Origin of the sequence: Paenibacillus germinis (genome assembly GCF_013141785.1) — a bacterium.
In the GTDB taxonomy this organism is placed as follows: Bacteria; Bacillota; Bacilli; order Paenibacillales; family NBRC-103111; genus Paenibacillus_E; species Paenibacillus_E phytorum.
Window position 1 is genome coordinate 46,648 of record NZ_WHOC01000158.1, and the last position, 14,140, is coordinate 60,787.

At 42.8% G+C, this 14,140-nt stretch carries 10 protein-coding genes; 3 read left to right on the forward strand and 7 right to left on the reverse strand.

Going from position 1 to position 14,140, the window contains the following annotated elements; genetic code table 11:
- Positions 1-124 precede the first annotated feature (124 nt).
- Positions 125-1,231 carry a glycoside hydrolase family 172 protein gene (locus GC102_RS29760; RefSeq protein WP_171692726.1) on the forward strand — a complete coding sequence of 369 codons (1,107 nt, stop codon included), beginning with the start codon at positions 125-127 and terminating at the stop codon, positions 1,229-1,231.
- Between the two features lie 31 nt (positions 1,232-1,262).
- On the opposite strand, the gene GC102_RS29765 is transcribed toward GC102_RS29760, so the two are convergent.
- The 7 genes from GC102_RS29765 to GC102_RS29795 form a co-directional block, all read right to left on the reverse strand.
- Positions 1,263-2,141 carry an AraC family transcriptional regulator gene (locus tag GC102_RS29765; RefSeq protein WP_171692727.1) on the reverse strand — a complete coding sequence of 293 codons (879 nt, stop codon included), beginning with the start codon at positions 2,139-2,141 and terminating at the stop codon, positions 1,263-1,265.
- A gap of 114 nt (positions 2,142-2,255) precedes the next feature.
- Complete coding sequence (locus tag GC102_RS29770; RefSeq protein WP_171692728.1) at positions 2,256-3,266, reverse strand: zinc-dependent alcohol dehydrogenase; 1,011 nt, start codon at positions 3,264-3,266, stop codon at positions 2,256-2,258.
- Between the two features lie 178 nt (positions 3,267-3,444).
- A complete protein-coding gene (locus tag GC102_RS29775) occupies positions 3,445-5,097 on the reverse strand; it encodes an ABC transporter substrate-binding protein (protein WP_171692729.1) in 1,653 nt (550 codons plus the stop codon).
- A gap of 51 nt (positions 5,098-5,148) precedes the next feature.
- Entirely contained in the window at positions 5,149-6,045 is an 897-nt protein-coding gene (locus GC102_RS29780; RefSeq protein WP_171692730.1) for a carbohydrate ABC transporter permease, read from the reverse strand.
- Positions 6,046-6,069: 24 nt separating this feature from the next.
- Positions 6,070-7,032 (reverse strand): ABC transporter permease, encoded by a 963-nt coding sequence (locus tag GC102_RS29785; protein WP_171692731.1) that lies wholly within the window; start codon positions 7,030-7,032, stop codon positions 6,070-6,072.
- Between the two features lie 164 nt (positions 7,033-7,196).
- Complete coding sequence (locus tag GC102_RS29790; protein ID WP_171692732.1) at positions 7,197-9,524, reverse strand: helix-turn-helix domain-containing protein; 2,328 nt, start codon at positions 9,522-9,524, stop codon at positions 7,197-7,199.
- Positions 9,525-9,819: 295 nt separating this feature from the next.
- Positions 9,820-12,984 (reverse strand): ATP-binding cassette domain-containing protein, encoded by a 3,165-nt coding sequence (locus GC102_RS29795; RefSeq protein WP_171692733.1) that lies wholly within the window; start codon positions 12,982-12,984, stop codon positions 9,820-9,822.
- A 66-nt stretch (positions 12,985-13,050) separates the two neighbouring features.
- Between GC102_RS29795 and GC102_RS40755 the strand changes: the two genes are divergently transcribed.
- Both GC102_RS40755 and GC102_RS29805 read left to right on the forward strand, forming a co-directional pair.
- Complete coding sequence (locus GC102_RS40755) at positions 13,051-13,305, forward strand: tyrosine-type recombinase/integrase (RefSeq protein ID WP_171692920.1); 255 nt, start codon at positions 13,051-13,053, stop codon at positions 13,303-13,305.
- A gap of 279 nt (positions 13,306-13,584) precedes the next feature.
- Positions 13,585-14,061, forward strand: coding sequence for an SDR family NAD(P)-dependent oxidoreductase (locus tag GC102_RS29805; RefSeq protein WP_246321190.1), 477 nt, complete (start codon positions 13,585-13,587; stop codon positions 14,059-14,061).
- The last annotated feature ends 79 nt before the right edge of the window (positions 14,062-14,140 follow it).

Below are 14,140 nucleotides of genomic sequence, written 5' to 3' on the forward strand. Positions count from 1 at the left end.
AGAATCTCTCCTTTTCAGCAATAATGGTTAACTTTTAACTAACTTTGGCTAAATGAACGCGCTTACCTTCATTATATAATGTTTTCAAGTTCGCATAACTATAATGATAAAGGTGGATGTTCCTATGTCGCAAAATCAAGGCTTTTCCCATGAACTCTCTGCAGCACCATTCCTGACACAAGGCCGAACACGTTGGATCACAGCAGAGAATCCGACCGGTGAGAAGGGAGAAGGAGGGAAAACAGCAAGCAATTTAGGTATTGCCCGCAAAGGCAGGCCGTGTATCACTTTACCTCAAGGAGAAACGGTCGTTCTGGCCGATATTCAAGGAACTGGCATCCTGCAGCACTTCTGGATCACTTGTACGAACGCTACCTCCAAGGGGAATTTTGTCCTTAGAGATTTAGTGCTCCGCATCTACTGGGATGATGAAGCCTCGCCTTCCGTGGAGGTGCCGCTTGGCGATTTCTTTTGCAATGGGTTCGGTGAACGCTGTAAGGTGAATTCGCAGCCGATCGTCGTGAATCCCACAGGCGGCATGAACTGCTACTTCCCCATGCCTTACCGGCAATCAGCCAAAATTACGATCGAGAATCAGCACGCCGAGGATATTCACGGCTTCTTCTATCAGTTTCATTATACGCTAGTAGATTCGCTCCCAGAGAATACGGCATACTTTCACGCCCAATGGAGAAGAGAGAATATCACAACGGAAGGCAAAGATTACACAATTCTGGACGGAGTTAAGGGCAAGGGAAAATATGTTGGCACCTATTTGGCATGGGCGGCATTAGAGCGTTATTGGTGGGGTGAGGGGGAAATTAAATTTTATATGGACGGAGATGAAGAATGGCCGACTCTCTGCGGGACGGGGACGGAGGATTATTTCGGTGGAGCCTGGTGCTTTTACGAAAAAGAAAACGAGATCCCCGTCGAGGTGCCATACAGCACTCCCTATCTTGGATACCCATTCTATTCCAAATCGGATTCGACCCTCAAAGAGAAGTTTGGCGAAGATTCCGTGCCTATGCATGGACTGTATCGCTGGCATCTTCCAGACCCTATCCATTTCGAGAGCGATCTGCGCGTCACGATTCAACAGATTGGGCATAACAGCAGAGAGCTTTTCGAACGAACCGACGATGTTTCCTCCGTTGCCTATTGGTATCAGATGGAGCCTCATGCGGATTTCCCCATACTTCTTCCTGTTCACCGGAGATGGCCGCGATAATGAATACGCCAACCTAGGGTATGATCTTATTCTAAGAAATAGTTGGCTGAGAGTTCATCGCCATAAATAGGCTAGGCATAACTCCAACAGTAGCCTTGAAGGATCGGCTGAATAAATAAATGCTTGAAAAGCCCACCTGCTCAGCAATAGCGGTTAAGGTTTGATTCCCCTCGATCATTCTTATTTTCGATTGCTCAATTCGAATATGGGTCAAATATTTATGAATCGTAATGCCAAGCTGATCTTTAAATAAAAACGACAAATGATTGGTCGAAATTCCGACCTGTTTACTTATCGTATGATTATCAAGTTCAGGGTCCCAATATCTTTCATTAATGAATTTGATGGTGTTTTCAATAAACACCCAACCCTTTGTCATTTTACCTTCTATATCGTTATGGCTCGCTTGCCCTTTCATAAAAAGAACTAATAATTCCAAACAAATTCCCTTAAGGATCAACGAATAACCCGATCTCTTATCCAGAAAATCCTTCTGCATGAGCAGGAATCTTTTCTTTAACTCGATCCGGTCCGGCAGCTGCAGGCGGGAAATTGGGATGGTAGATGCTAGCTGCATCTCCTTGTTTGAAATTACTTTACGCTCTTCAGTAATCGCTTGGTCCTTCCAAGAACTTCGTTCTTCGTCATAATACAAATCAAAATGAAAGATATATTGGATCAATGGCATCTCTGACGTAGAGTGAATAATATGCGCCATGAAGGGGGACATAAGGAGAATATCCCCCTCCTTCACATGATATTTGACCCCGTCCAAAAAAAACTCAGCTTCCCCTTGCTCGATATAGGTATACACATGGTCGTAATCCATCCATTCACCCGCCAGAGAGAAGGATTTATGAATTTTAACCATTCTGACGAAAGGCGTTATGCTGTTCATCCAAGTCTCCATGTACTTCCCTCCTGCGGAATGATTGATGACCTAATCATTATTTCCCAAGTATAACTGAAGCGTATTCATATTCTCCATATCTTAACATGCCGAAGCGAACTTTTCTCTTAAGACTCATGTCTCGCTCCAGTCAAATAAAACACCGCTGTACTGATCCTTATTCAATCGGAGACCCTCATAAGTTTTCTTCGCTTCCTCCGGCTTCAGCACATGGCTGATTAATGGCTCGACCTGCAACCGTTTCTGCTTCATCAGCTCGAATACGATGTTTGAGTTTCTAACCAAAGAATGTTTAACAAACTCATTAGGTTCGGTTGGATACCGCCATTCGTGCGCTCCCTTGAACGTAATGCAGCCTCGTCCGTATAAATGGCAGTAGTTCAGAATTTCAGTTACATCCGTGTTATATTCACCTCGAGGACTGCCAAGGAAAATGATCTCGCCTAATTTGGCGATCCACTCGAGACTTTGGACGGCTACTTGAGGCACCCCAGTAGCCTCGATATGTGTGGAAACTCCTTTTCCATGCGTGATTTCGGCAATCTGTTCCTTCACGCTGTCTTTTCCACCACTAAGGACATGAATAACACCACATTGCTCGGCAATTCGAAGACGTTCCCCCGATAAATCAATACCAATCACAGTAGCACCTTGCAAATGCGCCAACTGAGCGGCCATATTTCCTATAAGTCCAAGCCCCGTTACGCTTACATAATCTCCGAACTCAATATTTGAAACACGAATTGCAGTCGTCGCGACAGTGGCCATGCGAGTAAACGGAACCCATTTCAAATCCAAATTCTCCGGAACTTTAAGAAAAGTCCCTCTGATCGAAACAACCTCATATTTCGTGTGGTTCCCATAATGAAAAACAATATCACCGGTATTAAACTCCGTAACTCCTCCCCCTACTTCCACGATCTTACTTACAGCTGCATAACCTGGAGTACCCGGCATCGGGAACCAAGCTTCGTTCCCTGACAGCATGGCCAATTCAGTTCCCGGGCTGATTAATGTATAGAGCTTCTTGACCAGAACTTCCTGATCGCCAATCTGTGGGGAGAACTTCTCTTCTACCGTTTCAACCTGCCATGGACTGAGAAACATAACCTTCGTATTATTCATCGCAACGCACTCCTTTGTATTGAACTCATTTTCAATATAAACGTTTTCATAGGAGGCGTCTTTGACGTAAGCAATGATTTTTTATCGAAAACAACGATGGAAGGGAAAGTAAAAAGTAAAGGGCCGACTTTCCAGAGTTATTCGCTGGATTGTCGACCCATCTATTGATCATTCAAATCTACTTCTTCTTCGCATCATAAGCAGCTTGGTAAATTTCCAGATAACGCTTCAGGTTCATATTATCCAAATTTTTCAGGTAACCATCCCATTCCTTATCCAAATTTGCATCCCCGATGATGAAGCGTGCGGTCATCTCTTTGACATGATCAGTAATCGTCTTCTCGAGATCGGCTAGCTCCATCGCCTGCTCATTCGTAAAGAACAGCTGCGGCAGAACAGTATCCAGCTTCTGCTTATAAGGCTCGTATTTGGTTTTCGTTTCATTGTACAAAATAACTTCCAATGGGTTTTTCGGATCGGCGACCAAGCCTAAGCGGAAATCATTCGTTCTAAGCGATGGTCCGGTTTGAGACCATTTCACATTTTGCACATTTGCCAGCTTGGCTTCGGTATATTTCCAAATGGCTTGCTTGCCATTGATACCGAGTTCGCCTTGAGCCGCATATTTCCATTCCACATCTGGACGCCCTTCTGCGTTACGCAGCGTCATTTCCTGCGTATACATTAAATCCGCTAAACGGAAGGCGGCTTCTGGATTTTTACTCGCTTTCGTAATGACATAACGTCCTTGAGAGACACTATTGGTATACGGTGCAACTTGCAAGCCTTTCGGCCCTTTGAGCACTGGAACAGCCGTAACCTCAAGCCATCTTCCACTCGGTCCATTGAAAGCTGTAAACGTCCCGTTATGCTGAGCTATCGCCGCGCCCAATATATTAATGTTGGGATTTTCCCCCATTTGCTTCGCTTGATCCCGATCCTGTGTGAAGGACTGCGGCGCGATCAAACCTTCGGCATACAGCTTGTGCAGGTACTTCAGACCCTCTTGCCATTCCGGCTTGTTATAAGGCACATCGACCTTGCCGTTATTAAGGTACAAACGATTGGTATTGTTAGGGTTTAGTATAAAAGCATTCATAAGGAACGAATCGATATTAACTGCTGGTCCCACCGCTGCACCTGCAAGCGGAATCTCATCTGCTTTTCCGTTGCCATTCGGATCCTTTGTTTTAAACTCCTTTAACACCTTGTACAGCTCATCCGTCGTTGTTGGCACAGCAAGCCCCAATTTATCCAGCCATGGCTTGTAAATCCACATTTTTTGCCCCATTGAACAGTGGAAACACTCGTTCACTAGCGGCAGCCCGTATATTTTACCGCCTGGCGCCGTAATAGCATCTTTCACTCCATCAACCTGCTCAAACATCTTCTTGGTCTCGACGCCATACTTAGCGATATAGGGCGTTAGATCGAGGAAATCCCCTTGGCTGCCATAGATCAGCTGCTGCGTAGGGCTAACGTCAAAGCCCATGATCACATCAGGCAAATCTCCGCTTCCGAGCACCAAATTAAGCTTTTCTACCGCTGATTTCTCCGGGGCAACATCCCATTCAATATGAATGTTCGTCTTCTCCTCCAGGTACTTCGTATATTCATTCGTTGCAAAGTCTTCAACAAATGCGCTTCCTTTTACAAGAACCTTTAAGGTCGTTTTTTCCTTCGTGATAGGTAATTCCCCTGCTGCAGTCACCCGATCCTCTGACACTTTAGGAGTCGCATCTGATTGTGCTGCTTCCTTATCTGAACAACCGCTTAATATCGAGACTGTACACAAGGCTAAACCTAAGCTTACTACCATCCATTTTTTCATCTAAAAGAACCCTCCCTAGCATTTTTCATTAGAAAAATTTTCAATGAATGACTAACCTTTCAACGAACCGATCATGACCCCTTTAACAAAATGCTTCTGTACAAAAGGGTAAATCATCATGAGCGGCAGCGATGAGACGACAATGAGAGAGTATTTAAGCAGTGCCCGTAGGCCCTCCCGATTCGCTTCCTGTCCCAGATCGGACAGCATGGCGGGATCCACTTCATTCTGAACGAGTATTTCCCTAAGTACAAGCTGCAATGGATATAGGCTTGGCTGCTTCAAATAGATCAGCGCATTGAAATATTGATTCCAATAGCCTACCGCCGAATACAGGGTAATGACAGCAATGATCGGACCAGACAACGGAATAACGACATTCCATACAAACTTGAAATCGTTACAGCCGTCCAGCTGAGCGGCCTCCAACAGCTCTTCCGGTATCGTCGTTTTAAAATAGGTTCTCGTAATAATGACATTGAAGACACTCATCGCCCCGGGCAAAATCATCGACCAGATCGTATTAAGCATGCCAAGATCTTTGACCAGCAGGTAGCTTGGAATGAGCCCGCCAGAAAACATGGTAGTGAACACCAGCAAGAGCATGACGGCATTTTTCCCATACAAGTCTCTACGTGCGAGCGGATAAGCGGCCATAATCGTTAGTGCGACATTGATGACTGTACCTAGAACCGTGTAAATGACGGAATTGCGAAATGAGCTCCAAATCAACTTATGTTTAAAAACAGCCTCGTAACCGTCGAGTGTAGGTTGAACCGGCCATAGCCACACTTTCCCTGAGATAACCGCGTCTGGGCTGCTGAAGGATGCGCTTACAATAAACACTAGCGGATACATCACTATAATGAGAAATAAGGTAAGCACCGTGTAATTGATCACGTTAAACCAACGGTCATTGCTGGCTTCCCGAATGTTAGCTTGCTCCATGATGACTTCCTCCCTCTATCTGCCTTACCATAGGCTTTCCTGCTTAGCTTTCTTCGCCATTTGGTTAACCGATATCAGTAAAATCAAACCAATGACCGATTTGAATAAATTGATGGCCGTGGAATAAGAGTAATTCATCGCCTGAGAGGCAAGGCCGACCTTATACACGAACGTATCAATGACTTCTGAGGTTCGCGCATTCAGCGGATTCTGCAATAGCAGTACCTTTTCAAAGCCCAGATCCAGAATATGACCGGTGTTCAAAATAAGCAGAATAATCATAACTGGAACGATGCTCGGCAGATCGATATGCAGCATGCGCTGAAATTTACTTGCTCCATCAATGACAGCCGCTTCATGCTGCGCGGGATCAACACCCGCTAAAGCAGCTAAATAAATGATGCAGGAAAACCCTACATTTTGCCAAATACCTGACCAGACATAGATCGAGCTGAAATATTCCGGCTTGGCCATAAAATTGATCGGTTCGAAGCCCAATTGACCAAGCAGCATGTTCACTAATCCATTGCGGGGGTCGAGCAGCTCCATAACGATCCCTACCATCACGACGACGGATATAAAATGGGGTGCGTAAGTGATCATCTGTACGGATTTTTTGAACAGCTGGTTTTTCACATAATTCAATGATAGGGCCAGAATAATCGGAAACGGAATTCCGGCAAGCAAGCTGTACAAGCTGATGATCAACGTGTTTTTCATCAATTTCACAAATTCATATGAGTTGAAAAATCGGATGAAGTGCTTCATGCCGACCCACTCGCTCCCAGCGACTCCCTTGGATGCAATATAATCCTTGAAGGCAATCTGCGCCCCGTACATCGGATAATATTTAAACACAAGGACATAGATGACTGGAAGCGCAAGCAGGGCATACAATTGCCAGCTTTTCTTCATTTGCTTCCTTATTGCAACAAACAGCAGATTGCTTGCTCGCGTGCCTGCCTTGGTTAATACAACCTCTTTCATAGTGCGCTCTTCCCCCTTTCAATTATTACCTTAACGATACAAGAAACCGCCATAAGCCGTAAATTAGAAAGCGCTTTCTTAATGTGCAAATATTAAGATTCGGCCATGTGCACTTCTAAATGGATGTGCAAAAGTAAAGAATACGGCACCTAAGTGCCGCATTCTTATCCGTGTAATTTCTTATAGGAGGTCGCACTGACGCCATGCAGCCGCTTGAATGCCCGACAAAACGTATTGGAGGAGCTATAGCCAACCTTATCGGAAATTTCAAGAATGGTTAACTCCGTTGTCTGTAGTAGATCTTTGGCCCGATCCATGCGTAGATTTTCCAAATAGTCGGAGAAATTAATGCCCGTTTGCTCTTTGAAGAATTGGGAGAGATACACTTTCGAAATACGAAACCGATCAGCCACTACATCCAGACAAAGTTCACTGTCCATATATGCGTTCTGCAGCATGCCAAGAATACTTTGGATCAGCTGCACATTTTGGCTTTTCTTATGCTCGTTCACACTTTCACATATCCATTTAAAGGTTGCGCGGATCGACTGATAATTTTTTCGCATATTTTCATACGAGTCAATGTCGCTGCTCAGTGACTGGATCCGTCTGTAAACCTCCTGCTGATCGAGCTCCATTTGCGGAAGCAGCTTCACCAGACTTCCCCACATTTCGAACAAGAACAACTGCATAACCGCGAAGGAAAGGTGCCTCAGCTCGAAATTTTCATGGTATATCTCATCGAGCGTATGCTGAACCTCAGCATGATCCCCCGCTTTAGCCAAATTAATTAAGCGTATCTCAACATCCTGCGGAAAATAGTAGTTGTTCATATCTGTCGGAAGCTCGTCATACCACACGATTTCGTTCTCATTTTTCCATAATTGTACGTTCAATGCTTCTCTGGCCTGTTCATACGATCTGGAGATGCTAGTGAGGCTATCACATAAGCCGCCTACACCATAGACGGACACCAGCTTCAACTGACTTTTCATCTCCTCATTGGCTTCTTTCAGCTTCTGCTCAATAGGCTCCTTGTAAGGCTCTGGCTGCTCAGCTCTATAACAGAAAAGCACCCCGAATTGATCCTCCGCTATATCGTAAACGAAGCCTTCCTGATCGATCGTCCTTCTCAACATTTCTTTAGCCAGCAAACGCTTCATATCCAGTTCTTCCAACAGGTCATTGTTATAGCCGTTATCGAAGCCTCGCAAATGTACAATTGCAACCCGATAGGACATCCCTTGCAAATCCATACCGACATGCTTTAACAGTGCATCTGCATCACGTGCCGAAATAAATTGCCCGTTCAACAGCCGCTGAAAATACGCTGCCCGCAGCAAAGGAACCTGCTGCTCTATCTCGGACTTCATCCTATGGTTATTGTGGAACAAACCAGTTACCGTTTCTCCGATTAATCCAAAGACATCCCTCTGGTGCGAGATTACGTCCGCTTTTTCCAGAATCATGTTTACGATATTGCGTAACGGTTTACTGTTGCGATAAGCCAGCACATAGGCGATGAAGACACCCACGACAAGAAAGACGAACGTCAAAGAGAAAGTGATTTTCTGAATATAACGAACCTTCTCCAGTACAACAAAAGTTGGCTGTCCCACCAGATACGTCCAACCGTTATAGGAGGATTTCGTATAGGTAATCATCATCTCCTTCGATTGCAGCGATTGCTCGATTACTCCCTTATCGCCAATAAGATTGCCGATCTCGATTGGTAAGGAGGCTTTACTCGCCGAAAGCTCACTGATGATTTTCCCCTCGCTATCCACAATATAAGCCCATCCCCCTTCGGAAATGTTCAGCCCTTGAAACAGCTTCTGGATCTCCTTCTGGTCAATCATGACAGCAATGGCGCCCTGAGGGTTTCCGGGATACCCAAGCGACTGCATATACGTCAGCATTGAATAAGGCACGCCCTGTACGATGACTTCCTCAGACGCAAAGGTTTTGCGGGTATGAAATTGCTTGGCGACAAAGTCATACCATGAATCATAATCATGCTTGCTGTAATGAGCTACCCGATCAAAAAAATGCTGAAAAGAGTAACTAGCTCCCGGAGTTAACACCATTTCACTATTTTTGAACAAGACATAATAATTAAATATGAAATTGTTAGACATCCTGTAATCGTACAAGCTTTTATTCGTATCCAAAATCCGGTACGTATTCGTCCCCTCAAATGGATCGGTGACAGACTGAAACCGCATAATTCTTGTATCCGCCGCTAACTGCTGAGTAATCGAGGCGATTTCCTCCAGTCTTCGATCGAGGATATCTTTACTCTGCTCCAGCAGGTTCATATGGCTCGCGGTTGCTTCGCTTTCGATTAGCGCCGTCGTCTTCTCATAAATGACCCAGCCAATAATCATCGGCAGCATCAGAAAAACAAGATAAGGAACGAGAATACGCGCAAACACGCGGTGCCTTCCTTTGTTAACGTTAACATTAACGCTTCTCTCTCTCTTGAACAGCATAGTAAATGTCCCCATTTCCTTTACGATTCCGTGTTACGATCATATTGAGAGTAATCATTGTACATGATTTACATTTATGTATGCGTTTGCAATCCATTGTGGCGTTCATCCCGAAAGCTGATACTTCCAGTATACCTTGCTGTGCTGGTAATCGGAAGCTTGAAATACATCGCTAGATATGAAATGAGAAGTTTTTGTACTTAACAAAAAAAAGGAACCCAGCCAACGGGGCGTGGGTTCCGAGATTTTAGTGATTTTTAAAGGTTTGAGCAATAAGGGAAACTGCTAGCGTATTTTACTTCAGGCAATGATAAACCGCCATCATATCTCGTTTATTCAACTCACGAATACGATTGAAGATAGGAATATCTGCAACGGCCTCAGTTAGTAAGCTTTCAGCAACAACATCACTTACTTTGCCAGTAAGCCATGTTTGTACATCTATGCCCTCGACGATTTCCTTGCGCCCCTCATCATTAATCCCACTTACATAACAGCTAACACATGGCACCGATAACTTAAATACGCCGTCATGGAGACCATCTTCTGAAATGACTTTCTTCCCGCCACAGAATGGGCATGGATGACTTGCTTTAATCTTATTAATTTGGGTAACAATTTTATTGTAACCAAACGCTTCATAGACATAAGTTAGTTTTTTATATTTCCCATTGGTAAAATACTTATCAATAATGGTTTCTCTAGTTTCAACGATATTGGCAAAATCACAGATAGTAATCAAGTTGTTACTGCTGATCGCCTCGATGTTACCTTTAATCTTGTCCCAAAAAGGTACGGCATTTTGTAAAACCACTTCATAGCCCACAAAGCTTGCAAGTTCTAATTCAAGCATTTTCAGCGCAACTTGTGTTTCCCTAGGAAGTAAGGAGACTTCTTCCGTAAGTGCAAGATCGCCGCCAACAATTGATTTTAGTTTTTCTAGTTGAGGTAAACTCCCTACGGTTTTAATGACTTGATCAATCGGTTGCTGAATAATCTCACGAATATCCGTATCACCAAATTTTAGCTTTTTATGATGGTTTAATACGCTTCCTTGACAAACTGGGCAGGTAATCATTTCTTTTGAGGCTTTCATTTGCTCTTTAAGAGGAATGTTCTTCGAAATTACCATATAACGCCCAAGGAAGAGATTAAAGCCTTCCCATGTTCGCGAAGCCTTCCCTGCTTTATCATAAAATGACTTTTCCCAATAACCAAATAAGAAAGTACGCTTTTCTGCTTCAGACATCTCATTAAAGCTTTTATTCATATCGTGACCAAGTTCGTTCTTTATCTCATCAAATAGGAAGTGCAATTTAGCATGTTGATAATATTTCAAGACATCCATGACTTCTGGAAGTAACATACCATCCCAGAATGGGACTGTTTTATCTTGAATGAGAACATCCATATCAAATTGTTCAATGACACGACGACCCGAACAACTCGGACAGTGATTGTCTTGATAATAGAAATCGAAGCTTCTTGTATCTTTATTGGTTGGATGAGCAGCCACAATATGGTTGATCAGTCCACCTATTTCATAGAGAAAACTATATTGACTATATAGATGTCGTTCAAGATCAATGGCGATGACAGGAGCAATCTTTTCAGATTCATATTCACCATAAATCACATGGGCAATTGGCGATAAGCTTTTTAAGATACCACCCTTATAGACGTTTTCTGCCTTTTTAAAATAGTCCAACTGATTTTCTTGTAAGTAGTGAATACCATTTTGGGGCTTGAGTGTGGAAGAAATATGCAATGGGGCAATACTATCTTCCCTATCTTTTTGACGATAATAATCATCATGACTGACAACATCAAGCTGCTTCACAGGTTCAGGCTGCCTTTTTCCAAAATCGATGATAAAATCGGAGCTTTCCATCATATAGGCATTATGTTCAATCATCAGGATGGAGACAGATTCATCTTGCAGAATGTCCCTAACACTATCAATAAATTGGTTTAAAATATTTTGAGATAAACCTTTTGAAGGCTCGTCAAAAATAAAAAGGGTATGTGGGTTTCTTGAATTAGTAAACAACTCAGAAACTAAATGAACACATTGAAATTCACCAGTCGATAAGGACTGCGTTTTTCTTTCCAGCGTCAAATAACCAAGTCCAAGTTTGATCAATAAGCTCAAGCGTTTATGAGCGATGTCTTCATTCGGCAGTTCATCAATAATATCTTCAATCGAGCGCTGAAAAATATCATCAATATCTTCACTATATTTGGTGAGTTTCTTTTTAATATCAAGAAACGTCGCAACGGTTGATCGACTGGAAATCGATTGATTTCGATCTTGCCCAACCACAACCAGTTTATCTTTTGGATAACGCTTCTGAAAATCTTTGACCATACACTCATTGACAAGTGTAGATTTACCGCATCCCGACTCACCCGTAAAGGTTACAAGTCTATTCTTGGGAATCTGAATTTCAGCCATTTGAATATTACGGCAGTAAAGATCATGAAATTGATAGTATTCTGTTGGCATTGCCTTATTTAGTTCACAATGGATTGGTTTTGGACGTGGTGATTCTTCAACAATTTTCCCACCGTATTTACCACTACCAGGTCCAAAGAACAATTGCTCATCTGCTGTGCCCAGCACCGTGTCAGAATGGTCAATGAGCCAAATTTGATTCTTATACCCCAATTGTTTAATCTCATCTAAAATTTTCAATAATGTTTGGTGATCAAGACCCACGGAGATTTCATCAATGATAATAACCGTATTTTCACTAGTTGCCATGAATTCTGCCAAGTAAAGTCTTGTTATTTCTCCACCTGACAATGTACCCATAATGCGATTTATTGTTAAGTAACCCATATTCATATTGATTATATTCTGGAGAATATGCTGCTTCGCTTCACTAATTTGTAATGCCTCTGCAAGAGAAAGAATCGTTTCAATGCTTAAGTTATTCATATCGGAAATACTACGTGGTTGATTTAATAATTCCATCTTATATTGCTCAACTTCTTGATTGTAGCGCCTACCCTTGCACTTTGGACAATCGACATTTTGGGTCATACTGCGCCCTTTACAATCTGGACACCAGCCTAAGGCATTATTAAAGGAAAAAACCTCTGGTGAAAGATTAAATTTATCAGCAAGCGTTACACGAATCTCTTTAAACACGCCTGTATGTGTGCCAATGGTTGAACGAGGATTGGATGAAATCGATGATTTTCCGAGAAAAAGGACTAAAGGCATTTCTTCCATCTTGATGGCACTGAAATTAGTTTCCATAATTTCAGGAAATAAATACTGATATTCAGCCTTTGGCAATAAAGAAACGAGACGCTTCTTGGATTCTTCACCAATGGTTTGACAAAAAGTTGTTTTACCAGATCCAGACAAACCAGCAATACCTAACGATTTATCTACTGGTAGATCTGCATCTAATAGATTAATATTATTCGAAATTAATTGATTTATTTTCATATGTACATCCTTTCTCTATACTTATAAACTTATTATTTCCATATTATCACAGTGTTAAATGTATGAATTGCTTTTTTTTGGACGGAAGAAGAGGCTAAAACTTTCTTTAGAGCTATTGATGGTTACAGACATGAAATTATATTCGTGTTAGCAATTCATTGCGGTATGCGTATGAGTGAAAGTCATGCGTTGAGGTTTTCAGATATCGATCTGAAAAGGGGGATTATATCTGTGAGGCATATCATTGACCCTGAAAGGAATTTGCAAAATCCTACCAAGACTCCCTTTAGGAATGTAAAACTACAACCAAACGACCCGTAAACGCTTAATGCAAAAGGGTTATTTATCATACACAAAAAAAAGGAACCCAGCCAACGGGGCCAGGTTCAAAAGTTTATATTAAAAAGGGGGTCTTGGTTATTATAATACCTCGCCAACATTATGAAACCATAACAGGAACATTTCAATTATGTTACAAATTAGAAAGCGCTTTATTTCCTTACCTTCTCCGACTATTACACCACTAAGATTCGATCCCTTAAAGCCGGGGTAATTGATTCTTATACATGTATTCCATTCATTTAGGAGGTTTTTTCCCCAATGACCGCACAAGAACAAAACCATCCAGAGTCATACGATAATTCAAAGAAAGTCGCCATTGTGACCGGCGCATCGTCCGGCATTGGCTTGGCATCTGCTATACGTTTGGCTGAAAAAGGGTTCAAAGTCGGGCTGCTCAATCGTCCAGGCGGTGAGCTTGAAGCAGCGGTGGCGAAAGTGAAAGCTGCCGGAGGAGATGCGGTCTCCTTAGAAGCGGATATTGCCGTCGAAGAAGAAGCGAAACAGGCTGTTCAATCCGTGATCGACAAATGGGGACGACTCGATGTACTAATACGGACCGCAAACCCGAGCTGGAAGAAATCACAATCCCTATTGAATTTCCCGAAGGAGATCATCCGCTTAGACACAAATCCGGAACCGCTAGTCAAGTCGCGAATCTGGTGCTGTTCCTCGCCACGGATCAATCCGACCATATTACCGGAACTTCCGTCTTTATCGACGGCGCAGAATCCTTAATCCATGGATGATAAAGGAGAACTTCCCATGCAGATCTCAACCGGAAACATAGTTAACATAAGCCTGAGAAATCAGGCTT

Coding starts and splice junctions, on each gene's coding strand:
- GC102_RS29760 (WP_171692726.1), top strand. CDS start 125: ATGTCGCAAAATCAAGGCTTTTCCCATGAACTCTCTGCAGCACCATTC.
- GC102_RS29765 (WP_171692727.1), bottom strand. CDS start 2,141: ATGGAGACTTGGATGAACAGCATAACGCCTTTCGTCAGAATGGTTAAA.
- GC102_RS29770 (WP_171692728.1), bottom strand. CDS start 3,266: ATGAATAATACGAAGGTTATGTTTCTCAGTCCATGGCAGGTTGAAACG.
- GC102_RS29775 (WP_171692729.1), bottom strand. CDS start 5,097: ATGAAAAAATGGATGGTAGTAAGCTTAGGTTTAGCCTTGTGTACAGTC.
- GC102_RS29780 (WP_171692730.1), bottom strand. CDS start 6,045: ATGGAGCAAGCTAACATTCGGGAAGCCAGCAATGACCGTTGGTTTAAC.
- GC102_RS29785 (WP_171692731.1), bottom strand. CDS start 7,032: ATGAAAGAGGTTGTATTAACCAAGGCAGGCACGCGAGCAAGCAATCTG.
- GC102_RS29790 (WP_171692732.1), bottom strand. CDS start 9,524: ATGCTGTTCAAGAGAGAGAGAAGCGTTAATGTTAACGTTAACAAAGGA.
- GC102_RS29795 (WP_171692733.1), bottom strand. CDS start 12,984: ATGAAAATAAATCAATTAATTTCGAATAATATTAATCTATTAGATGCA.
- GC102_RS29805 (WP_246321190.1), top strand. CDS start 13,585: ATGACCGCACAAGAACAAAACCATCCAGAGTCATACGATAATTCAAAG.